The 23,494-nt window shown below is 63.0% G+C and carries 19 protein-coding genes; 8 read left to right on the top strand and 11 right to left on the bottom strand.

Annotated elements, in window-relative coordinates; all coding sequences use genetic code 11:
• The first annotated feature begins 75 nt into the window (after positions 1-75).
• From ACOJSJ_RS00700 to ACOJSJ_RS00710, 3 genes are all read left to right on the top strand, one after another.
• Positions 76-339 (top strand): hypothetical protein, encoded by a 264-nt coding sequence (locus tag ACOJSJ_RS00700; RefSeq protein ID WP_420143062.1) that lies wholly within the window; start codon positions 76-78, stop codon positions 337-339.
• Between the two features lie 303 nt (positions 340-642).
• The gene (locus ACOJSJ_RS00705) at positions 643-2,268 is read left to right on the top strand and encodes an alpha-N-arabinofuranosidase (protein ID WP_420143063.1); all 1,626 of its coding nucleotides are present in this window, start codon (positions 643-645) and stop codon (positions 2,266-2,268) included.
• A gap of 198 nt (positions 2,269-2,466) precedes the next feature.
• Positions 2,467-4,074, top strand: a complete 1,608-nt coding sequence (locus ACOJSJ_RS00710; RefSeq protein WP_420143064.1) for an alpha-amylase family glycosyl hydrolase — start codon at positions 2,467-2,469, stop codon at positions 4,072-4,074.
• Positions 4,075-4,125: 51 nt separating this feature from the next.
• On the opposite strand, the gene ACOJSJ_RS00715 is transcribed toward ACOJSJ_RS00710, so the two are convergent.
• From ACOJSJ_RS00715 to ACOJSJ_RS00725, 3 genes are read right to left on the bottom strand one after another with little or no spacing between them, the layout of a single operon-like run.
• Positions 4,126-4,887: an SDR family NAD(P)-dependent oxidoreductase gene (locus ACOJSJ_RS00715; RefSeq protein WP_420143065.1), complete on the bottom strand. Its 762-nt coding sequence runs from the start codon at positions 4,885-4,887 to the stop codon at positions 4,126-4,128.
• A gap of 13 nt (positions 4,888-4,900) precedes the next feature.
• Positions 4,901-6,085 carry an acetyl-CoA C-acyltransferase gene (locus ACOJSJ_RS00720; protein WP_420143066.1) on the bottom strand — a complete coding sequence of 395 codons (1,185 nt, stop codon included), beginning with the start codon at positions 6,083-6,085 and terminating at the stop codon, positions 4,901-4,903.
• An 18-nt stretch (positions 6,086-6,103) separates the two neighbouring features.
• Positions 6,104-7,228, bottom strand: coding sequence for an acyl-CoA dehydrogenase family protein (locus ACOJSJ_RS00725; protein WP_420143067.1), 1,125 nt, complete (start codon positions 7,226-7,228; stop codon positions 6,104-6,106).
• 82 nt (positions 7,229-7,310) lie between these two features.
• Here ACOJSJ_RS00725 and ACOJSJ_RS00730 point away from each other — a divergent pair, with 82 nt between their 5' ends.
• The 3 genes from ACOJSJ_RS00730 to ACOJSJ_RS00740 all read left to right on the top strand — a co-directional run bounded on the left by ACOJSJ_RS00730 (position 7,311) and on the right by ACOJSJ_RS00740 (position 11,271).
• Positions 7,311-7,952 (top strand): TetR/AcrR family transcriptional regulator, encoded by a 642-nt coding sequence (locus ACOJSJ_RS00730; protein ID WP_420143068.1) that lies wholly within the window; start codon positions 7,311-7,313, stop codon positions 7,950-7,952.
• Positions 7,953-8,182: 230 nt separating this feature from the next.
• Positions 8,183-10,396: a catalase/peroxidase HPI gene (gene katG, locus ACOJSJ_RS00735; protein WP_420143069.1), complete on the top strand. Its 2,214-nt coding sequence runs from the start codon at positions 8,183-8,185 to the stop codon at positions 10,394-10,396.
• Positions 10,397-10,572: 176 nt separating this feature from the next.
• Positions 10,573-11,271, top strand: coding sequence for a pirin family protein (locus tag ACOJSJ_RS00740; protein ID WP_420143070.1), 699 nt, complete (start codon positions 10,573-10,575; stop codon positions 11,269-11,271).
• Here the strand turns inward: ACOJSJ_RS00740 and ACOJSJ_RS00745 are convergent, their stop codons facing one another.
• Positions 11,272-12,747 (bottom strand): mannitol dehydrogenase family protein, encoded by a 1,476-nt coding sequence (locus tag ACOJSJ_RS00745; protein WP_420143106.1) that lies wholly within the window; start codon positions 12,745-12,747, stop codon positions 11,272-11,274.
• Positions 12,748-12,782: 35 nt separating this feature from the next.
• Complete coding sequence (locus ACOJSJ_RS00750; protein WP_420143071.1) at positions 12,783-14,300, bottom strand: UxaA family hydrolase; 1,518 nt, start codon at positions 14,298-14,300, stop codon at positions 12,783-12,785.
• A 63-nt stretch (positions 14,301-14,363) separates the two neighbouring features.
• Here ACOJSJ_RS00750 and uxaC point away from each other — a divergent pair, with 63 nt between their 5' ends.
• Positions 14,364-15,809, top strand: coding sequence for a glucuronate isomerase (gene uxaC / locus ACOJSJ_RS00755; RefSeq protein WP_420143072.1), 1,446 nt, complete (start codon positions 14,364-14,366; stop codon positions 15,807-15,809).
• Positions 15,810-15,886: 77 nt separating this feature from the next.
• Positions 15,887-16,948 (top strand): LacI family DNA-binding transcriptional regulator, encoded by a 1,062-nt coding sequence (locus ACOJSJ_RS00760; protein WP_420143073.1) that lies wholly within the window; start codon positions 15,887-15,889, stop codon positions 16,946-16,948.
• Positions 16,949-17,029: 81 nt separating this feature from the next.
• Here ACOJSJ_RS00760 and ACOJSJ_RS00765 read toward each other — a convergent pair whose 3' ends face one another.
• The 6 genes from ACOJSJ_RS00765 to fucP are packed head-to-tail and all read right to left on the bottom strand — an operon-like array spanning position 17,030 to position 23,417.
• Complete coding sequence (locus ACOJSJ_RS00765) at positions 17,030-18,637, bottom strand: DUF5597 domain-containing protein (RefSeq protein WP_420143074.1); 1,608 nt, start codon at positions 18,635-18,637, stop codon at positions 17,030-17,032.
• An 11-nt stretch (positions 18,638-18,648) separates the two neighbouring features.
• Positions 18,649-18,993: an L-rhamnose mutarotase gene (locus tag ACOJSJ_RS00770; protein WP_420143075.1), complete on the bottom strand. Its 345-nt coding sequence runs from the start codon at positions 18,991-18,993 to the stop codon at positions 18,649-18,651.
• Positions 18,993-19,724, bottom strand: a complete 732-nt coding sequence (locus ACOJSJ_RS00775; protein WP_420143076.1) for an SDR family oxidoreductase — start codon at positions 19,722-19,724, stop codon at positions 18,993-18,995. The genes ACOJSJ_RS00770 and ACOJSJ_RS00775 overlap by 1 nt, the downstream gene beginning before the upstream one ends.
• On the bottom strand, positions 19,721-20,935 hold the full coding sequence (locus ACOJSJ_RS00780; RefSeq protein ID WP_420143077.1) for a UxaA family hydrolase: 1,215 nt from the start codon (positions 20,933-20,935) through the stop codon (positions 19,721-19,723). Before ACOJSJ_RS00780 ends, ACOJSJ_RS00775 begins: the two co-directional genes overlap by 4 nt.
• Positions 20,932-22,197: an aldo/keto reductase gene (locus tag ACOJSJ_RS00785; RefSeq protein ID WP_420143078.1), complete on the bottom strand. Its 1,266-nt coding sequence runs from the start codon at positions 22,195-22,197 to the stop codon at positions 20,932-20,934. Before ACOJSJ_RS00785 ends, ACOJSJ_RS00780 begins: the two co-directional genes overlap by 4 nt.
• The gene (gene fucP / locus ACOJSJ_RS00790; RefSeq protein WP_420143079.1) at positions 22,194-23,417 is read right to left on the bottom strand and encodes an L-fucose:H+ symporter permease; all 1,224 of its coding nucleotides are present in this window, start codon (positions 23,415-23,417) and stop codon (positions 22,194-22,196) included. Before fucP ends, ACOJSJ_RS00785 begins: the two co-directional genes overlap by 4 nt.
• Positions 23,418-23,494 lie beyond the last annotated feature (77 nt).

Below are 23,494 nucleotides of genomic sequence, written 5' to 3' on the forward strand. Positions count from 1 at the left end.
GAAAAGCCATTGTCAGGGCGGGGCCGTAGCGGCCAAAGACCGCGCCTGTCGAAACATTACGCTGCGGAGGATGATATGAGTGCGGACAAGTCTTCGTCGATGATCCGCGACATCGTCACGCGCATGGAACAGCGCCCTGCCAATCCGGTCCGTCGCGCCCGGATATTGGTGGAACAGGAAGTGCCGCCAGCTCGCCGTGGGCCCGGATGGGACCGGCACTGGCGCGAACTGGAAGCGTATCTGGACGATGGCATAGACTGGCATATGCCGCAGGGTCTGGACGACCGGCCTGAAGAAGCGGACGATAAAAAAAGGGCCAGTCCGAAGACCAGCCCGTGAAGTTTTTAGGAGAGGATGCCTGAAAGGCCCGTTACTTGTGTACCGAATGGTTATCCCTCGCAAGTGCGAAAGGATTTTACGCGGTTGCAAAAAATGCATCTTCCTCGTTCCGTAACGTAAAAATTACAATGCGGTGGATGACAAACGACTGCCGTTCTGATCCGTGGGCGCAAATGCTTCCTACAGTGAATGTGAAAACCAATATTTCGTCCCTTTCCATCGGCCCTTCACTCTCGTCACGGAAACATGTTGACCGGTGGCCGGATTTGCCGTCTCTTTAAGTCAGACAAATGGGGAGGGTTCATGCGGGGACTCCGGTTCGCGAAGAAGGTTGGCACGGCACTGTGTATCGCAACGGCGTCCATGCTATGGAGTTCAGCCGGTGTTGCCGCCGCCACCAATGCTCCCGGCGCGGAAATCATCGTAGACACGGTTGCCGCTGGCCCGACCATCGATCCCAATATCTATGGTCAATTTGTCGAACATCTGGGCCGGGGCGTTTATGAAGGCATCTGGGTAGGACCGCAGTCGCCCATCCCCAACGTCCGCGGTATTCGCAGCGATGTGGTCGCGGCGTTGCGACAGGTGGAGGTGCCCGTCATCCGCTGGCCGGGCGGCTGTTTTGCGGACGGCTATCATTGGCGCGATGGCATCGGCCCGGCGGCGGATCGCCCGGCCGGGATCAACGCCGCATGGGACAAATCGCGTGAAACCAATGGTTTTGGCACGCATGAATATATGGATTTTCTGGATCAGATCGGCGCCAGCGCTTTCGTATCGGTCAATGTCGGGTCGGGCAGTGTACGCGAAGCCGATGACTGGATGCGCTATATGACCGCTCCGGCCGACAGCCAGCCGGGCAAGGAGCGCGCCGTCAACGGGCATCCCGCCCCATGGACCGTGCCGTTCATCGGGGTTGGCAATGAAAGCTGGGGATGCGGCGGCAATATGACTGCCGATACCTATGCCGCTGCGTTTCGCCATTATGCCGCCTTCCTGCGCAGCTATTCGGGCGATCGGGCCAAGCTGATCGCGGTCGGCGCCGATAGCGATGATTATGAATGGACCGAAAAGGTCATGGCACAGGCCATGGCATGGCGGCCCAATCCCACGCCGCTCGCCTACACCACCGATCGGCCATTGATGTGGGGGCTTTCGCTCCATTTCTACAGTTTTGCGGGCAATGACTGGCGCAACAAGGGGCGCAATGTCGGTTTCGGTGCGAAGGAATGGGCGTCGGCGCTGGCGCGCGTTCATCTGACGGACGACCTCATCCGTCGCCATTCTGCGATCATGGATCGCTATGACCCCAAAAAGCAGATCGCGCTGGCGGTCGATGAATGGGGCGCATGGTTCGACAGCGAGAAGGATGCCCCGTCCCAGCTCTATCTGGAAAGCACGCTGCGCGACGCCGTCATTGCGGGCATGAGCCTCAATATCTTCAACAATCATGCGGACCGGGTCCGCATGGCCAATATCGCCCAGATGGTGAATGTCATCCAGTCGTTGGTCCTGACCGATGGCGCCAAAATGGTGGTGACGCCGACCTGGCATGTGTTCGAAATGTATAAAGTGCACCAGAAGGCCACCTTGATCCCTGCAACGGTGCAATCGCCCGATTATGTGGAGGATATGATCCGATTGCCCGGCATCAACGTTTCGGCTTCTAAAGACGCGGCCGGGCTGCTCCATCTAAGCATCGTCAATCTGGACCCTGTGAACGCACGACCTGTGAAGATCGCTCTGAAGGGCGGCAACTGGCGCAAGGCGACGGCCAAGTCGTTGACGGCGGCAAAGGTCGATACCCGCATTCGGTTCGAGGGGGGCGACCCGTTCGTCCCCGCTGCTCTGCCCACGCGCCTGTCGACCGGTCAGGTTGAACTGACATTACCGTCCAAGTCGGTCACGCTGGTCGAAATCGCGCCATAGGTCGGGAACCGATTCAGTCGCCCTCCTGCGCCGGGTGGCCCCCTCCCCGTTTTTAGAGCATCGTCCGATGAGATTGAATCGGATGGTACTCTCATCGTCTTTTGTTTTCCGCATAATGCGACCCGCCGGCTGTTCCAGCCGACGGCATTATGTTCTAGCTATGTTGTTCGCGCCGCCACCTTAATGATGGAAAAAGCGATGACCCTCTACAAGACTTCGACCGATCTCCCATGGTGGAAAGGCGCGGTTCTCTATCAAATCTATCCGCGCAGCTTTCAGGACAGCAATGGCGATGGCATCGGTGATCTGAACGGCATCACTCAACGGCTGGATCATGTGGCGAAGCTAGGCGTAGATGCGATCTGGATTTCGCCCTTCTTTACCTCGCCGATGCGGGACTTTGGTTATGACATCGCCGATTATTGCGATGTCGATCCGATTTTCGGAACGCTTGCCGATTTCGACGCGCTGATCGCACGCGCCCATGCTCTGGGCATCAAGGTCACGATCGATCAGGTCTATGCCCACACGTCCGACCTGCATGACTGGTTCACGCAAAGCCGTGCCAGCCGCACCGGGGACAAGGCGGACTGGTTCGTCTGGGTCGATCCCAGGGAAGACGGCACGCCGCCCAATAACTGGCAATCCGTGTTCGGCGGCCCGGCATGGACATGGGATGGACGCCGCCGCCAATATTATATGCATCAGTTTCTGAGCAGCCAGCCGCAGCTCAACGTCCATAATCCTGCGGTACAGGATGCCTTACTGGATGCGACGCGCTTCTGGCTGGATCGGGGCGTGGATGGTTTCCGTCTCGACGCGCTCAATCATGCGATGCACGACCCCCTGTTGCGCGACAATCCGCCTGCGCCAGACAATGGCAGGCCGCGTACCCGGTCCTTCGACTATCAGGTCCGCCAATATAGCCAGTCGCATCCCGGCGTTGTGGATTTCATCAGACGTATTCGAAAGCTTTGCGACGAATATGGCGCCATCTTCACCGTGGCGGAAGTCGGCGGCGACCTGTCCGAAAAGGAGATGAAGGCCTATACGGCGGGCGAAGATCATCTCAACAGCGCCTATGGCTTCAATTTTCTTTATGCCGATCGACTGACACCGGCGCTGGTTGCCGAAACGGTGGACCGCTGGCCGGACGAACCCGGTTTGGGCTGGCCCAGCTGGGCATTTGAAAATCATGACGCCCCCCGCGCCCTGTCCCGCTGGTGCGCGCCGGACGATCGGCCCGCTTATGGCCGCATGAAGGCGATGTTGCTGGTGGCGCTGCGGGGCAACGCCATCCTGTATCAGGGTGAAGAGCTGGGCATTACCCAGGTCGATATTCCCTTCGAACGGTTGCAGGATCCTGAAGCGATCGCCAACTGGCCTTTGACGCTGTCGCGCGACGGCGCGCGTACGCCGCTGCCATGGACGGTGGACGCGGCCCAAGCGGGTTTCTCCGAAGTCGAACCATGGTTGCCGGTGGGGGACGACAATATGGCGTGCGCCGTCGATGCGCAGGAAGCGGATGCGGCCTCGCTGCTTCACCATACGCGCGCGATGCTGGCCCTGCGCAAGGCGAACCCTGCGCTCCGTCATGGCGATCTGACCATGTTGATGGCGGACGATCAACGCCTGCTTTTCCGCCGACGGGCCGATGGTCAGTCGCTGCTGTGCCTGTTCAATCTGTCGGACAGGGCGGCAAGCTGGCCGGAAGACATCGCGCCGACGAACGGGATATTGAGCGCCGTCAACGGGGCGGCGCCGGGCGTCCTGCCACCCTATGGCGCGATGGTGATAGAGGAATAGTTTCGGCTATTAGCCTGATGGAAATGGATGCCGGGCCAGCATCCCCTTTCCTCAACGCGCGGCCATGCGGATGGCGCCATCCAGACGGATGACCTCGCCATTCAACATGGGATTACAGACGATGCTTTCGACCAGCTGCGCATATTCGGCGGGGCGTCCCAGGCGACTGGGATGCGGCACCATGGCGCCCAGCGCATCCTGCACATGCTGAGGGAAGCCTTCCACCATTGGCGTCAGGAAAATGCCCGGCGCGATCGTCATCACACGGATCTGATGGCTCGCCAGATCGCGTGCGATGGGCAGGGTCATGCCCACGACGCCGCCCTTGGATGCGGCATAGGCCGCCTGCCCCATCTGCCCGTCATAGGCCGCCACCGATGCGGTGTTGACGATGACGCCCCGTTCGCCGTCAACCGCATCCAACGCGGCGAGCCGCGCGGAAAATTGGGCGATCATGTTGAAGCTGCCGATCAAGTTGATAGTCACCGTCCTTGCGAACATGTCGAGAGGGTGGGGCAAATTCTCTTTCCCTACCGTCTTGGCGGCAGGCGCGATCCCGGCGCAGTTGACGAGAATGCGTGCGACGCCGTGCGCCTGCTCTGCCGTTTCCAGCCCGGCCGCCACGCTGTTTTCATCGGCAACGTCGACCGCCACATAGATGCCGCCCAATGCCTGCGCGGTGGCACGCCCGGCGTCTTCATTCAGGTCGAAAATCGCGACCTTCGCCCCCTGCGCCGTCAGCATTTCCGCCGTTGCCTTACCCAGACCCGAAGCGCCGCCGGTCACGATCGCGGCTACATCCCTGATATGCATGATATTTCGTCCTTCAGACCAGTTCGATCGCCATGGCCGTTGCTTCGCCACCGCCGATGCACAGACTTGCTATGCCCCGTTTCAGACCCCGCGTTTCAAGCGCCGCGATCAGAGTGGCCAATATGCGCGCGCCCGACGCGCCAATGGGATGGCCCAGCGCGGTCGCCCCGCCATTCACGTTGATCCTGTCGTCGGCAATGCCGAGCTCCTTCGCAGCAATCATGGCGACCACGGCAAAGGCTTCATTCACTTCGAACAGGTCGACATCGTCGATCGACCAGCCCGCTTTTTCCATTACCTTGCGCATGGCAGGCACCGGCGCGGTGGTGAATTTCGCCGGTTCATGGGCATGGGCGGCGGTTGCAACGACTCTGGCCACGATGTTCAGCCCCATTTTCTCGGCCACGCTGGCGCGCGTCATGACCAGCGCCGCCGCACCGTCGGATATGGAGGAGGCGTTGGCCGCGGTGATCGTGCCATCTTTGGCAAAGGCTGGCTTCAGCGCCGGAATCTTGTCCGGTCGCGCCTTGCCCGGTTGTTCGTCGGTATCGATGATCGTGTCGCCGCCGCGCCCCCGCACCGTTACAGGCGTGATTTCGCGTGCGAAGGCCCCGTCGCCGATCGCCGCATTGGCGCGGGCGAGCGAACGGAGCGCATAGGCATCCTGCTCCTCCCGCGTGAACTGATAATCCCGTACCGCTTCCTCGGCGAACAGGCCCATGGCCTTGCCGGGTTCATAGGCATCCTCCAGCCCGTCCATCATCATGGTATCGATGATGCGATCATGCCCGATACGGGCGCCGTTGCGATGTTTGGGAAGGGCATAGGGCGCGTTGGTCATGCTTTCCATGCCGCCGGCAACGACCACATCGGCCGTGCCCGCCATCAGCGTTTCATGCGCCATGATCGCCGCCTGCATGCCCGATCCGCACATCTTGTTGACGGTGGTCGCCTGCGTATTGAGGCCAAGGCCAGCGCTCAGAGCCGCCTGCCGCGCGGGTGCCTGCCCCAGTCCCGCGGGCAGAACGCAGCCCATATAGATGCGATCGACGGCATCGTTGGCGACGCCTGCGCGTTCCACCGCCGCCTTCACGGCGGCCGCGCCCAGTTCCGTGGCTTTCAGCGGCGACAATATGCCCTGAAATCCGCCCATCGGCGTGCGGGCGTAGCCGGCGATGATGACCGGATCATCCTGCATGATTAAATTCTCCTGCTCTTATAGGTTGCGCGCGATGACCATGCGCTGGATGTCCGACGTGCCCTCGTAAATCTGGCAGACCCTGACATCGCGATAGATTTTGGCGACCCCATATTCCTCCAGATAGCCATAGCCACCCAGCGTCTGCATCGCGCCGGACACGATCGCTTCGGCCGCTTCCGATGCGAACAGCTTTGCCATGGACGCTTCGGCGAGGCAGGGCGCGCCGCTATCTTTCGTCCGTGCGGCATGCAGGACGAGCTGCCGCGCCGCCTCCAGCCGGGTGGCAAGGTCGGCCAGGCGAAATCCTACGGCCTGATGATCGATGATCGCCTTGCCAAAGCTGCGGCGATCCTTCGCGTAATCGATCGCTATGTCCAGCGCCGCCCGTGCCATGCCGACGCATTGGGCGGCTATGCCGATACGTCCTGCCTCCAGATTGGCGAGCGCGATGCGGTATCCCTGCCCCGGCTGCCCGATCAACAGGTCATCCTCGACAAACATGTCGTCGAACCGCAGGGCGCAGGTGTCGGACGCGCCCTGCCCCATTTTATGTTCGACCTTGTCGACGCCATAGCCGGGTCGATCGGTCGGCACGATGAACGCCGACAGCCCCTTTTTACCCGCGTCGCTATCCGTAACGGCGATGATCATCACCAGCCCGGCGATCCTGCCAGACGTAATGAACTGCTTGCTGCCGGTGATGCGCCAGCCGCCATCGACCTTGACCGCGCGGGTCCGCAATGCGGATGCGTCCGACCCGGCGTCGGCCTCAGTCAGCGCAAACGCGCCGATAGTGCGTCCGCCGATCAGGTCTGGCAGGAAGCGGGCCTTTTGCCTTTCGTTTCCATCCTTGAGCAGGCCGGACACAAGGATGGAGTTCTGGATCGACAGGATAGTGGACAGCGCGCCGTCGGCCGCGGCGATTTCCATCAGTGCAAGGGCGTAGGAAACGGAGTCTGCACCCGCCCCGCCATGACTTTCCGGCGCCATCATGCCCCATAGACCAAGCTGCGCCATGTCGCCGAACAGAGCCGCAGGATAGCCGCCTTCCGCCTCGAAACGCGCGCTGTGCGGACGAATTTCCGCCTGCGCAAAGGCGCGCACAGTGTCGCGGATCGCGCGCTGAATCTCGCTCGGCATATATCCTCTCAATTTTCTATACTGCCGAGTATATTGATTATCGATGAGTTTCTTGTCAACGTTTGGCGGCAAGGAGAAGGAATTGCCTAAAGCCGCCGCCATTGACCGGAAACTGCCCTCACCCTTCCGCACCAAGGCGGAACGGGCACAGGATCGGGCAGACAAGTGGGAAGCGGTATTGCTGGCTGCGGTGCGGATGTTCAACGCCCGCGGCTATCATGCGGCCTCGCTGGACGACGTCGCCGCCAGCCTCGGCATCAGCAAGCCGACCATCTATCATTATCTGGGCAATAAGGAGCAGGTGCTGATTGAATGCGTCAATCGCGGCCTGTCCCTGCTGCAGGAAGCGGCGGACAGGGCCGAAGGATTGCCGGGCAACGGGCTGGACAGGCTGCGCGCGTTTCTTTGCCTTTATGCACAGATTAACATGGATGATTTCGGCCGCTGCGTGATCCGCACCAGTGACGAGATATTGTCGATGGACAGCGCCACGCAGTTCCGGGCGCGCAAGCGGGACATCGACAATGTCGTGCGCCGCATGATCGAACAGGGCATTGCCGACGGTTCGATGGCGCCCGTCGATCCGCGCTTCGCCTCCTTCGTGCTTGCCGGTGCGCTCAACTGGCCCGCGCGCTGGCATGATCCCGACGGGCCGATGACGCCGGAACAGATTGCCGGACAACTGGTCGACATATTGCTGTCGGGCCTGGCCCCGCGATCCTGACCGGTCGATCCGTCAGGTGGAGGAACGTCCTTCCCTGATCTGCACTGGATAATGGCGTTGCGCGGCATGATCGCGGGGCGCGTATTTTTGTACGAATTGAACATATTCGACCGGCGTTCATAATCCTGTCATTGCGCAATTCTATCGATCAGACAGAGCGATATTCTCGGCTTTGTACCGGCATCAACCAATCGTAAAACCAGTGCACGGAAGAAGACAGGAGAAGAGAGATGGACGCCAAGACGACCGGGGATCATGCAGGCTGCCCAATGAAGGATGCCGACGCGCGGCGCACCTTGCTCGGCCGCACCAATCGCGACTGGTGGCCCAATCAGCTGTCGCTCGACATTCTTCAGCAAAATGGCCTTTCGGGTAATCCGCTGGACAAGGATTTCGATTATGCGGCGGCGTTCAGGACGATCGACTACGACGCGCTGAAGGCGGATCTGACCGCGCTCATGACGGATAGCCAGCCGTGGTGGCCCGCCGATTATGGCCATTATGGCCCCTTTTTCATCCGCATGGCATGGCACAGCGCAGGCACCTATCGCACGGGCGATGGGCGCGGCGGGTCGTCGTCGGGTTCGCAGCGCTTCGCGCCGCTCAACAGCTGGCCGGACAATGGCAATCTGGACAAGGCGCGCCGTCTGCTGTGGCCGATCAAGCAGAAATATGGGCAGAAGCTGAGCTGGGCCGACCTGATGATTCTGGCCGGGAATGTCGCGATCGAATCCATGGGTGGACCCATATTCGGTTTCGGCGGCGGGCGCGTGGATGTGTTCGAACCGGAAAAGGATATTTACTGGGGCACCGAAGAAAATTGGGTCGGCGACGAAGCCAATGAAACCCGTATCCAGCCCGAAAAGGACATGGCGCTGGAAAGCCCGCTGGCGGCGATCCAGATGGGCCTGATCTACGTCAATCCCGAAGGGCCGGGCGGCAACCCCGATGCGCTTCAGTCCGGGCGCGACATTCGCGAGACATTCGCCCGCATGGGCATGAATGACGAGGAAACGGTGGCGCTGACGGCTGGTGGCCACACTTTTGGCAAGGCGCATGGCGCGGGCGACGCATCGCTGGTCGGCGCGGAACCCGAAGGCGCGGACATCGCGCAGCAGGGCCTTGGCTGGCAGAGCGGTCATGAAAGCGGCATGGGCGACCATACCATCACCAGCGGGATCGAAGGCGCATGGACGCCGACCCCGATCAGCTGGGACATGACCTATTTCGACATGCTGCTGGATCATGAATATGAACTGGTGCGCAGCCCGGCAGGCGCCAAGCAATGGCAGCCGGTCGGCAATCCGGAAGAGACGCTGGCGCCCAAGGCGCATACGCCGGGTGTGAAGGTGCCCACCATGATGACCACCGCCGACATGGCGATGAAGGTCGATCCTGCCTATCGCGCGATCATGGAAAAGTTCCGGGCTGACCCGGCCTATTTCGCCGATGCCTTTGCCCGAGCATGGTTCAAGCTGTGCCATCGCGACATGGGGCCGAAAGCCCGCTACATCGGCCCGGAAGTCCCGGCCGAAGACCTGATCTGGCAGGATCCGATCCCCGTCCCGGTGCATGGTCCGCTCGACGCGGCGGCCATCGCTTTGCTGAAGGGCAGGATCGCGGCATCGGGCCTGTCCATTGCCGATCTCGTGAAGACCGCATGGGCATCGGCCGTGACCTATCGCGGGTCCGATCATCGCGGCGGTGCCAATGGTGGCCGTCTGCGCCTGGCGCCGCAAAAGGACTGGGACGTCAACGAACCGGCCGAACTGGCGCGGGTGCTGGCGGTCTATGAAGCCATTGCGGCGGAGACCGGCAATGTGTCGATCGCCGACCTGATCGTTCTGGCTGGCAATGTCGGCATCGAACAGGCGGCGAAGGCAGCCGGGCATGATGTCACCATGCCCTTCACGCCGGGGCGCAGCGACGCGTCGCAGGATGATACCGATGTCGAAGGCTTTGCCGTATTGGAACCGAAGGCCGACGGCTTCCGCAATTATCTCCAGACGCGCTTCAACGTGCCGACGGAGGAATTGCTGGTCGACCGGGCGCAGTTGCTGGGCCTGTCCGCACCGGAAATGACGGTTCTGGTCGGGGGGCTTCGCGTTCTGGGCGCAAATCATGGCGGGTCCGAACATGGCGTTCTGACCGATCGTGTCGGACAGCTGACCAACGACTTCTTCGTCAACCTGCTCGATATGGGTACGGCGTGGAAGCAGGTGGACGACAGCAGCGACGAAACATTCGTAGGCACGGATCGCGCCAGCGGTGAACAGAAGTGGCTGGCGACCCGGACCGACCTTGCCTTCGGCTCGAATTCCCAGTTGCGCGCCCTGACCGAAGTCTATGCCTCTGCCGATGCCGGGGACAAGTTCGTCCGCGATTTCGTGGCGGCCTGGACCAAGGTGATGAATGCCGATCGTTTCGATGTGAAGGCAGCATAAAGAGACAGCGAAAAAGACAGTGCGCAGCGCTTTTGCAGCGTTGCGCACTATTCTATTTTATAGAATGGTTTGATAGATTTTATCCATCTGATCAGGAAAGCTGGTCGGCGCTACAAGCATCTTCAACAGGGCGGCGCCATCCCGGCGATCTTCCGCCCCGCACAGGAGATGTGACGATGATCGAACTGCGCCCCTTCGACAGCCTCGGCGGCGACAATCATGGCTGGCTGGACGCCAAGCATCATTTTTCCTTCGCTGGCTATCATGATCCGGCGCGCATGCACTGGGGCAATCTGCGCGTCTGGAACGACGACACCATCGCGCCGCATACCGGTTTTCCGCCCCACCCCCACCGCGACATGGAAATCATCACCTATGTCCGCGAAGGCGCGATCACCCATGAAGACAGTCTGGGCAACAAGGGCCGGACCGAAGCGGGTGATGTACAGGTGATGAGCGCGGGCACGGGCATCCGCCATTCGGAATATAACCGGGAAGATATTGTAACGAAGATCTTCCAGATCTGGATCATCCCCACCCGCCAGGGCGAAGCGCCCAGCTGGGGCGCCCGTCCCTTCCCAAGGGGTGAACGGTCCGGCCAGTTCGTGACGCTGGCATCGGGTTATGAAAATGACAATGACGCCCTGCCCATCCGGACGGACGCGCGGATCGTCGCCGCCACGTTGAAAGCGGGCGAAAGCGCCGACTATCCGATCGGCAGCGATCGCAAGGCCTATCTGGTCCCCGCCACCGGCGCGATCCAGATCGACGATGTCCGCGCCAATGCGCGCGACGGCGTCGCCATCCGCGATGTCGATGTCATTCGCGTCACCGCGATCGAGGACAGCGAAATCGTGCTGGTCGACGCCGCCTGATCAGGCGGCAACCGGTGCCATGGCCATCACGGTGGCCATGGCGCCTTTGCGTTCGAGGCTGTCCAGATGGCCGGTGAGCATGTCGGCAAAGGCGCTATCGTCCCGCAAGGAAGCAGGCACGATCGCTTCGCAGTCGAGGATGGTCCTGACCCTGCCAGCCGCATCCGTCTGCGTCGCCAGCAATTGCGCCAGCCGGTCGGCCAGCGGATCGTCCACGACATGGGACACGCCATGATCGTTGACGCCCGCCTGCCACCGGATCCACGCCGCCACACCCAGCGACAGCGCATCGACGCCCTGCCCTGCGGCGCGGCGATGGGCGATGGTGGCGAGCAGGCGCTGCGGCAGTTTCTGCGATCCGTCCATCGCGATCTGATGCGTGCGATGCATCAGCGCGCCATTGTCGAAGCGCGCCATCAATTCACGGCGATAGTGGGCGACATTCAGTTCGGCAGGCGGCGACAGGGTTGTTTCCGCTTCATCCCACAGCCGTTCGACAAAGGCGCGCATGGGCGCGTGCTCCAGAACTTCATGCACATGGGCGATCCCCGCAAGGCCGCCCAGATAGGCGATGGCGCTATGCGCGCCGTTGAGCAGGCGCAGTTTCGCCTCCTCCCATGGCGCGACGGCGGCGGTGATCTGAACGCCGGGGCCAAAGTCGGGGCGCGGACCGCAGAAGCGATCCTCAATCACCCATTGGGTGAACGGCTCGGTCTTGACCAGCGCGTCGTCGGTCAGGCCATGGTCGCTGGCGAAGGCCGCGACATCATCGGCCGTCGTGGCGGGCACGATGCGGTCGACCATGGTTTCGGGGAATGCCCCTTTCCGTGCGATCCATTCGGCCAGTGCGGGGTCATGCCGCTGCGCCAGCGCGATCACCGCGCTGCGTAGGCGATGCCCGTTGCTGGGCAGATTGTCGCAGGAAATGGCGGTAAAGGGCGCCATGCCCCTTGCCCGCCTGATGGCCAGCGCCGCCACCAGAAAGCCGGGCGCGGTGACCGGCGCATCAAGGCTGGCAATATCGGCCGCCAGTTGCGGATCATCGGTCAGCAGCGCGCCGCTGGCAGGATCGAGCTTATAGCCCTTTTCCGTTACCGTCATCGTAACGATATGGGTGTCGGCATCGGCCAGCATGGCCACGACCGCCGCCGGATCTTCGGGCGCGACCTTTACGTCCAGCACAGCGCCGATGGTGCGTATGGCGACATCCGAACCATCGCGCACCAGTATGTGATAGAGGCCATTTTGCGGCATCATCTGGTCGCGCACGCCGGGCGAGCGCAACGATACGGCGCGGATGCCCCAACGCAGATCGCCCGCCGACAGGGCATCGTCGAACATCACCGCCTGATGCGCCCGATGAAAGGCGCCGATGCCCAGATGCACGACGCCGGGCTTCACCTGCGCCCGGTCATAGGATGGACGCGCGACGGCGGCAGGCAGGGCATCCAGCGTGGCGGACGACAGGCGCGGCAAGGGGCGGGACATGGATAATTCCTGTGGGATTTCGGTCAAAGGGTAACGCCGCGTTTCCAGATGGCGATGTCGCGTTCGTCATTCACTTCGTTGCGTGCCGGTTCGCCCGATGCGATGGCGCAGATGCGCGCCATCAGCGCGTCGGTCGCGGCATCCAGCCCATCGTCCAGCACCTGCGCCGCGTCGAAATCGATCCAGCCGGGCTTGCGCCGGGCGAGGTCGTGATTGGTGGCCAGCTTCAGCGTGGGAATGGGGCTGCCCAGCGGCGTGCCGCGGCCGGTGGAAAAGAGCGTCATCGTCGCCCCAGCGGCGGCGAGTGCGGTCGTCGATACCGCGTCATTGCCCGGCGCCTCCAGCAAGGTCAGCCCCGGACGGCGCAGCGTTTCGCCATAGGCCAGCACATCGGTGACGGTGGCATGTCCGCCCTTCTGCACCGCGCCCAGCGATTTTTCCTCCAGCGTGGTGATGCCGCCCGCGACATTGCCGGGGCTGGGATTTTCCGAAATCGGTTCGCCATGGTCGATGAAATAGCGTTTGAAACGATTGACCAGCGCGACCAGTGCATCGAACACCGGTTCGTCGGTCGCGCGTTGCATCAATAGCCGTTCGGCGCCGAAGATTTCGGGAATTTCGGTCAGGATCGCCTGCCCGCCTGCCTGCGTCACGACATCGGCGGCGCGACCGATCAGCGGGTTGGCGGTGATGCCGCTCAGCCCGTCCGACCCGCCGCATTTCAGGCCAAGGCGCAGCGCACCGATGTCTACCGTTTCGCGCCGGTCCTGCGATGCGATGGCGACCAGTTCGTCGATCGCCTGCGCCGCCGCTTCATATTCGTCCGCGCTGATCTGTGCGCCGACGCTGCGGATGCGGTCGCGGCGTTGGGCCGGAATACGCTCCAGCAGCCTGGACAGCTGGTTTTCCTCACACCCCAACCCGATGATGAGCACGCCGCCGGCGTTGGGATTGGCCGCCAGCGCCGCCAGCACCCGCGCGGTGCCGTCCAGATCGTCGCCCAGCTGAGAGCAGCCCAGCGGGTGTGGAAAGGCCAGCACATTGTCGGCCTGTCCGGCATGACGATGCGCCGCCTGTTTTGCGATCCGTTCGGCGGTGCGCGCGACGCAGCCTACGGTCGGGATCACCCAGATTTCGTTGCGGGTGCCAACGCTGCCGTCGACACGGCGATAGCCCTGAAACTGCCAGCGTTGATCGGCCTGTCCCGCAACGCCCGCCGCCATGGGTGCGAAACTATATGGCTCTTCCGCCTTCAAATTGGTGTGGAGGTTGTGGCTGTGGACATGGGCGCCAGCCGGAATCGCTTCGGTCGCGCTGCCGATCGGCCAGCCATAGCGGCGCACGGGATCGCCCGGCGATAAGGCATGCAACGCGATTTTATGCCCCCGCCCGATCGGTTCGGACAGGGTGATTTCCTGCCCCGCGACATCGATGGTTTCACCCGCTTCCAGCGCGCGCAGCGCCACGGCAACATTGTCCTGCGGCGCGATGCGGACGGCGTCCGGCAGGGCGTGAACAGGCTGATCCATTGTGTCTGACATCGTCTCCATTGCGCTTTCATAGCATTTGTGCCAACGCTGGCACAAGCCAAAAGGAGAAGATGCATGCAGCCGTTGATGCTGGACCCCAACCGCCTGTTCCCGGCCGATCCCGGTACGCGCGCCATCGCTTGCGCGCTGTATGACGGCGTTGCCGCGCTGCCCATCGTCAGCCCGCATGGCCATACTGACCCGGCATGGTTCGCCACCAATGCGGCTTGGGAGGATGCGACCACGCTGCTGCTGGCGCCCGACCATTATCTCTATCGCATGCTCTACAGTCAGGGCGTGAAGCTGGAGGCGCTGGGCGTGCCCGCCCATGGCGTGCCCGGCGATGCGGACCCGCGTGCGGCATGGCGCATCTTTGCCAGCAACCAGCATCTGTTCCGGGGCACGCCGTCGCGCATGTGGCTGGACCATGTCTTCGCCGAAGTCTTCGGTTTCGACGTCGCCCTGACTGCGGAAACGGCCGATCTTTATTTCGACCGGATCGGCGAACTGCTCGGCACTCCGGCCTTTCGCCCGCGCGCGCTGTTCGACCGGTTCAACATCGAACTGATCGCCACGACCGAAGGAGCGCATGAACGGCTCGACCATCATGATGCCATCCGCAAGTCGGGCTGGAACGGGCAGGTCGTGACCGCCTACCGCCCCGATGCGGTGGTCGATCCGGAACATGAGGATTTCCATGCCAGCATGGCCGCCTTCGCTGAACTGACGGGTGAGGATGTGATGACATGGCGCGGTTATCTGCGCGCCCATGCCAGACGGCGGCAGGATTTCATCGCCATGGGGGCAACCTCCACCGACCATGGGCATCAGAGCGCGCGCACGGCCAATCTGTCGGCCGCGGAGTCGGCCGCCCTGTTCGATCGCATCGTCGGATCGGACCGGACCGCGCAGGACGCCGAGATGTTCCGTGCGCAGATGCTGACCGAAATGGCGCGCTTGAGCCTGGACGACGGGCTGGTGATGCAGATCCATCCGGGGGCCTGCCGCAATCATAACAGCTGGCTGCATCAGCATTATGGGCGCGACAAGGGGGCGGATATTCCCGGCCGCACCGATTATGTCGGCGGGCTGAAACCCCTGCTCGACGCATTCGGCAATGAAGCGGACCTGTCGATCATCCTCTTCACGCTGGACGAAAGCACCTATGCCCGCGAACTGGCACCGCTGGCGGGCCATTATCCCTGCCTCAAACTGGGTCCGGCATGGTGGTTCCACGACAGTCCGGAAGGCATGATGCGTTTCCGCGAGATGACGACGGAGACGGCGGGTTTTTACAATACGGTAGGTTTCAACGACGACACCCGCGCTTTTCTGTCGATCCCGGCGCGACACGACGTCGCGCGGCGGGTCGATTGCGCATTTCTGGCGCGGCTCGTCGCCGAAGGGCGGCTGCGCGACTGGGAAGCGCAGGAACTGGCACAGGATTTGGCCTATAATCTGGTGCGCAAGGCGTATCGCCTGCCCGACGCGCCGCAGCGCCCGTTGGCGAGCGCCGCCTGACCGGCGAGCGGACGATTTGTCAGGACGGGCCGCCTCGCCTAAGAGAAGGCACGTCCTGACCTTTCCAGAAAGCCCCTATGCCCCAAAATGGACTCAGCTCCGGCGAACCGACCATCAACGATGTGGCGGCACTGGCGGGCGTGTCCATCCGCACCGTTTCGCGCGTTCTCAACCATTCGCCCAAGGTGAATGACGACACCCGGACCCGGATCCAGGATGCGATCGACCGGCTGAATTTCCGCCCCAGCCTGCGCGCCCGCGCGCTGGCAAAGGGGCGATCCTTCCTCATCGGTCTGGTGCATAATGATCGCAATGCTCTAGTGCTGGACAGCGTGCAACGCGGCATCGTGCGGGAAGCGACGCGCCGTGGTTATGAAGTGATCGGCCATAGCGTGCCCATGGGCGATCCCGGCGCTGCTGAAGATGTGCTGGGCTTTGCCCGGCGGGCGCGGGTCGACGGGCTGGTGGTGATGCCGCCGGTGTCCGACATGGCGGGATTGCCCGCCGCGCTGGCACGCGACCATGTGCCAGCCGTTGCGATTTCGGCGGTGCCCATAGAGGGCTATGGCGCCGTGCTGCTGTCGCAGGAACGGCAGGCGGCGGGTGATGTGGCGCGGCATCTGCTGGCGCTGGGCCATCGCCGGATCGCGATGATCACCGGGCCGCAGGACATGATTTCCGCCATCGAACGGCGCGACGGCTTTGTCGATGCGCTGGCCGATGCCGGGCTGGCCCCGGTGGCAGAGGCGGAAGGGGATTACAGCCTGGCGTCGGGCGTGCTGGCGGCGCAGGCCCTGCTGGCCGCCTCCCCCGCCCCGACCGCCATTTTTGCCGCCAACGACATCATGGCCGCAGGCGTGCTGAAGGTTGCGGCCGAACATGGCGTGGCCGTCCCCGCCGCGCTTTCGGTGGTGGGTTTCGACGGGAGCATATTGGCGGAGATGCTGACGCCGTCGCTCACCACCGTGTCCCGCCCCTTTGGCGACATGGCGGAAATGGCGACCCGCCAGCTGATCGCCATGATAGAGGGTCAGATGGTTGCGGGGCAGGCGCCGGCCGACATCGCCAGCCCGGCCCTGTCCCTGATCCCCGCGCAGTCCAGCGGCCCTTGCGCCGGTTTAGAGCGGTTTTCGATCTGATTGGATCAGATGACCGCTCTAAGTCTTTTGTTTCCCGCGATTTCTTAACCAGCGATCGGTTCCGATCGCTTGGAAATCGCTCTAGCGATAGCGGCCCATCGTCACCTTGATCCATACCGGATGGTCGATGATGTTGATGCCATAATCGGTCTGGTCCCCGTTCCAGATGCGGTCCATGACCCACAGGCCCTTGTCGAAATGGCCTTCCTCCACGCGCAGGATCATGCCGCCGGGCGCGCTGCCTTCCTTTGGTGCGAAGTTCAGCCGGACATGATCGCCGGTGAAGAGAAATTCATTGGCGGACAGTTGCGCTACCACGGTGCCGCCGGTCGCTTCGGTCGCCCAGGCTGGCAAATCCGCCTTAGGGAACCATTCGCGCTGACCAAACTGCCATTGGCCAAAGCTGGCCGTGATCGTCCAGTCGCCCATGGTCGTGCTGACCGGCGCGCCATCGTCGGGCTTGGCCGTGCCCCAGACCGGATGGTCGAAGGCGATCTTTGCCCATGGCGCGGCGGCCATCACCCGATATTTGGCGGCAAAGGCGTCCAGCGTGGCATCGTCGAAACGCTTCGCCCCCAGCGGATAGTTGTAATAGCCGGTGTCATCCATGCCAAAGGGTGAAAAGCCGATCGCCCCGCGCCCCATCGCGGCCCAGAAATAGCGGGCATATTCGGCGGCATTGCCGATTTCAGGCACCATCAGCGCATTGTCGGGCCGGGTGTAGAGATCGAGATGTTTGAAGACGTTGCGGCTCGCCCGGTCGTAAATGTCGGGCGCGGCGAAATCGATGGAGGGGGCCGCCGCCTTCCATATGTCGATGACGTCGCCCTGCGGCCCGCCGCTAGACAGCGCCATCGGATCGGGTTTGGCGAAGGGATCGCCCAGCGATGCGTTCACATACATGGGCAGCGGCTTGATCGCCTTGCCCGCATTGGCCAGCACTTCGATATAACGGGCGGTATGCCATGTGTTGAAGGCGCGATCGGCCTGATCGCCAAAGACGGTAGACCAGCTGCCGCCCGGCTTCTTCATCCGTTTCGTCAGCGCGGCCGGCACCGGCCCGTCGAACAGCTTCTGCGCCACCGCGCCATAATCACGCGGATTCTTGTAACTGCCGACTTCATTTTCCGGCTGCACCATGATGACCGTATTCTGCGCGTCATGATCGCGAATATAGGTCATGAGCTTCAGGAAAGCGCGCTTGTCCGCTTCCAAAGTCGCTGCGCCATGGGGCGACAATACGCCATGATCCTGCCCATCCTTCGTCTTCATCCGGGGGAAGCGGCGATTGTCCAGCTTCACCCAGTCGGGTGTGTAGGCAAGGCCGGTATTCTTCCATGCGCCGAACCACAGCAGCACGATCCGCTTGTCGTGACGGCGCGCTTCATCCAGCAGGGTCTGGACGAAGCTGAAATCATAGATGCCTTCCTTCGGCTCCAGCTGCTCCCACGCGATGGGCGCTTCCACCACATTGGCGCCGATCCGGTCCAGCACCGGCCACACCTTTGCCAGCGGTTCGGCATAATTGCTGCTGTTGTTCACCTGACCGCCCAGCATCAGGAAAGGCGCGCCATCGACGATCATCACATGACGACCGGCTTTGCTTTCGATATGCGGTACATCGCCCTGCGCCAGAGCGGGAACGCTGGCCAGCAGGCTGGCGGCGATCAAAGTCCGTTTGAAGATCATGTCCGGGCCTTTCAGGGCTGTTCGCTTAGGGAGAAGATGCGGTCGGCGACCGTCCATTTGGCCTGCGGGTCGGCCCATGGCAGGGGGCGTTGCACTCCGTTCATCTGCGCCTCCCACGCCTGCACCGTCGGGTCGGCGGCATCGGCCGCCGCTTTGGCGGCGGGATCGAAGCCGGGACCGGTCTCCATCAGCATGACCAGGCGATTGCCGGTGCGGTAAATGTCCATGGCAATGATGTCCGCCGCGCGAATGCTGGCGCCGATGGCGGGTGGCAGCGCGCCCGTCGCATGCCACGCCTCATATTGCGCGATCGCCTGCGCATCGTCGATCAGGTCGATCAGCAGGACATGCCGCATCAATTGACCCACCCGCCGTCGATCACATGGACGGCGCCGGTGGTGAAGGCCGCGTCATCGCTGGCGAGATAGAGGACCAGCGCGGCGATTTCCTCCGCCCGGCCCAGCCGTCCCATCGGCTGACGCGCGATGAAGGCCGCCTGCGCGGCGGCATAATCGCCGGTGTCGTGCAGCCGCTGTTGCAGCGATGGCGTATCGATGGTGCCGGGGCAGATGCAGTTGCAGCGAATGCCCTGACCCACGAAATCGGCGGCGACCGCCTTGGTCAGGCCGATCACGCCCGCCTTGCTGGCGCCATAGGCAAAACGGTTGGGAATGCCCTTCACCGAACTGGCGATGGAAGACATGTTGACGATGGCCCCCGCGCCCTTGTCGACCATGCCGGGCAGGAAGGCGCGGATGGTGTGGTACATGGCGGTCATGTTGAGCGACAGGGCGAAATCCCAGTCGTCCTGGCTGCATTCAAGGATATTGCCGGCATGGACCACGCCTGCAATGTTGGCGAGTATGTCGATGGGGCCAACCTCTGCCGCCAGCGCGTGCACGGCATCGCCATCCGTCGCATCGAGCATGCGCAGATCGCATCCTTCCAGCCCTTCAAGCGCCTGTACGTCCCGGTCGGTCGCGATGACCCGCGCGCCTTCCGCCACGAAACGCTGCGCCGTAGCCCGACCGATGCCTCGCGCCGCCGCGGTAATCAGCGCGACCTTGCCCTCCAGACGCCCGCTCATGCGTGCGCCCCCGTCCGGCTTTTCAAGGGCAGACATTCGGGGCCGATGGGATCGAAAGCCTTGTAGGTCAAAATAAACTCCTGATGGCCAAGGGATTCTGAAATGCTGCGTTCGCCCGCCGCAACGGCGAGCACCCGGTCGTAAATTTCGGTGCCGACCTGCTCCAGCGTGGCTTCACCTTCCAATATGCGGCCCGCATTGACGTCCATATCGGCGGCCAGACGGCGCCCGGTATCGGGATTGGCGCAAATCTTGATGACCGGCGAAATGGCCGATCCCACCACGGAGCCGCGCCCGGTGGTGAACAGCGTCAGATGCGCACCACAGGCGATCAGCTCGACGATTTCGGCGTTGTCGGAAATATTGGGAAAGCCGAAACGCGGTTCGCCATCGGGCACGACATCCAGCAGGTACAGGCCGCCAGCGGGCGGCACGTCGCCCGGCTTCAAAATACCATCAATGGTGGATGAACCGGACTTGCTATAGGCGCCCATCGACTTTTCTTCCTGCGTCGTCAGGCCGCCTTCGGCATTGCCCGGCGCGAAACTGCCAAAGCCCATGATCGTGTAATAACGTTCCGCCTTTTGCACGCACGCTTCGATAGCATCGGCCAGTTCGGGCGTGCGGGCGCGATCGGCCATGATCTTTTCGCAACCGACCAGCTCGCCCGTTTCTTCAAAGATGCAGGCCGCGCCGTCTGCCACCAGCTGGTCGAATGCGCGCCCCACCGCCGGATTGGCGGTGATGCCGCTGGTCCCGTCCGACCCGCCGCAGATCGTGCCGACTACCAGTTCGTCGACGCCCATCGGCACCCGTTGGACATCGGCGACGGCGGCGCGCACCCGTTCCACCGCTTCCAGCCCTGCGGCGATGGTGGCCGCCGTGCCGCCGACTTCCTGAATGACCAGCAGTTCTGCGGGACGTCCGCTTTCCCGCGTGACTGCCAACAGCCGTTCGCGGTTGAAGCTTTCGCAGCCCAGCGACACGATCACCAGACCGCCGACATTGGGATGGGTGGCGATCGCCTCCATCACCTTGGCGGCATAGGCATTGGGATAGCAGCCGGGAAAGCCGATCAGCTGGACATCGGGATCGTCCGCCTTGTCCACGATCCGACGGGCGACATGATGCGCGCATTCGACCAGATAGGCGACGGCCACGACGTTGCGAATGCCCTTTCGCCCATCCTGCCTCTGCCATGCGCGGATCATGGCTGCTTCTCCAGCGCGGTGCGCGTGTGGCTGCTGATATAGTCGCTCTTCATATTATGCATGTGCACCCATTCGCCGGCCATTGCCGCTGCTGTCATCGATCCGATCGGCGCGCCATATTTGATGATCTTTTCTCCGGGCGCGATCGGTTTGCGGGCCACTTTATGGCCGATGGGAATCGCCTGTCCCGCGGTGATGGTGCCATGGGATAGGGCCAGCATGTCGCCCGCCTCGATCGGCCGGACACAGATCAGGACATTGTCGTCGGGGTGCAGCAGGATCAGCCGCGCATCGCCCTGCAACATCGCCGGTTCCGCCTTTGCCTGCACGTCGTCCAGCATGGGCCATAGCGTGTCCGGCAGGTCCGCGGCCATTCGCACCATCGTATCGGTCACCTGATCGACGCCGACCAGCCCCGGAATAACGGCCGCCACCGCCGCATGGCGCAACGGGAATTGCAGCGCCGCAGCGGGCAGGAAAACACCTGTATCGGCGCATGTCTGCGCCAGTCGCTTTGCCCTGTCGATGATGTCGGCGCTCGGCGTCCTATAGTCGAAATGCAGCGGTCCGGTGAGGTCACGGGCCAATATGCCGCTATTATAGGGGCCCCCTACGATGACCTGCACGCCCAGCGTGGCGCACCGCTCCAGCAATGGTTCGGCGCTGCGGTCTAGCAGCGTGTAGCGGCCCGCCAGCAGGATCATGTCCAGCTCGACATGGTCGAGCAGTGCGTTGCAGATCGCGACTTCGTTGACGCCGATGCCGATTGCGCCGACCGCCCCCGCATCGCGCAGATCGCGCATCGCCCGGTATCCGCCACTCAGAAAGGCGCGCAGATGGTCTTCATGCGCGTCGCCATGGGTCATCCGCCCCAGATCATGCGCCAGCAACAGATCGATCCGTTCGCGCCTCAACCGCGCGCGGCTGCCGTCGAAGGATCGCAGCACCGCGTCATGTCCATAGTCGAAAACCGGGTCATAGGGATCGGCATCGACGAAGCCATGCCGTTCGCCCTGCGCCTGTGTCGGCACCAGAAGGCGACCGACCTTCGTGGAAATGACTGCCTCGCCCGCCATGTCGCGCGCCGCCAGCATGGCGCCCAGCCGCCGTTCCGCCAGCCCGAACCCATAATGGGGCGCGCTGTCATAATAGCGGATGCCCGCGTCCCATGCGGCGTTCAGCGTGGCCTGCGCCTCTTCATCGCCGACGACGCGGTAGAGATTGCCGATGGGCGCGGTGCCCATGCCCAGTTGCGGGATCATGCTTTCCCCCCTTTTGTCGCTGCAAAGGCGTAAAGCGCGACGATGGTGAAACAGAGCGCTGGCACCAGCATGGCCGCGCGGATCGCGCCGGACAGGTCGGACAACAGCCCCATCGCCATGGTCAGCACCGCCCCCCCGATGATCGCCATGACGATCATCGACGCCCCTGCCTTGGTCAGCGGGCCAAGGTCGCGCAGCGACAGGGCAAAGATGGTGGGGTACATGATGGACATGAAGAAGCTGGCCGCCACCAGGGCGATCAGGCCCGCCATGCCGCCCAGAACGGCGATCATCGACAGGGCGATATTGATGCCCGCGAACAGGGCCATCAATCGCGCGCCGTCGAACCGGGCGAGCAAGGCGGCCCCGATGAAGCGGCCGACCATGAACAGCGCCAGCGACAGGGTGAGGAGCCATGCCGCCTGTGTGGCGTCGATGTTCGGCGCGACCGCCTGCGCGTAACGGATCAGATAGCTCCAGATGCCGACCTGCGCGCCTACATAGAAAAACTGTGCGGCCACGCCCGCCAGATAGCGGGGGCGACGCAGCAGCGCGCCGTAGCCCGCGAACGGTGTGCCGGTCCCGCGAACGGCTTCCGTGGCGGCGCGCGGGAAACGGGTCAGGGCCAGCGCCGCCGCCCATCCCAGCACGACCAGCGCGATGACGGCATAGGGCAGGCGCACCGCCGCTGCCCCCGCAACGGCATTGGCATGGTGGTCGGACAGGATCAGCGTCGCGCCCAGCGCCACGCCGGTCATCGAACCCAAAGGATTGAACGCCTGCGCCAGATTGAGCCGCCGTGCTGCGCCGTCGGCCGGTCCCATCGTCGCGACCATCGGATTGGCGGCCGTTTCCAGAAAGGCGAGGCCGCTGGCGATCACGAAGAGCGCGACCAGAAAGAAAGCATAGCTCAGCTGGATCGATGCCGGCAGGAACAGCAACGCGCCGCCGCCGAACAGCAACAGCCCCAATATCACCGTTGCCTTATATCCCATCCGTTCGGCCACCAGAGCCGCCGGAATGGCGAAACAGAAATAGCCGAGGTAAAAGGCCGACTGCACCAGCCCCGACTGAAAATCCGTCAGCGAAAATACCTGCCGGAAATGGGCGATCAGCACATCGTTCAGGTTATTGGCGACGCCCCACAGGAAAAACAGCCCTATGGTCAGCGCCATGGCGATGCGACCACCACCGCCTTTTCCCGTCTCTTCTATCGACATCGGCCACCCTCTCCGTTTCCTGAAAGGCAGGCCGGCCCGTATCGGGTCCGGCCTGCTCAGGATGGGACGCTATAAAC

It is taken from the genome of Sphingobium sp. (assembly GCF_048594625.1).
Lineage (GTDB): Bacteria > Pseudomonadota > Alphaproteobacteria > Sphingomonadales > Sphingomonadaceae > Sphingobium.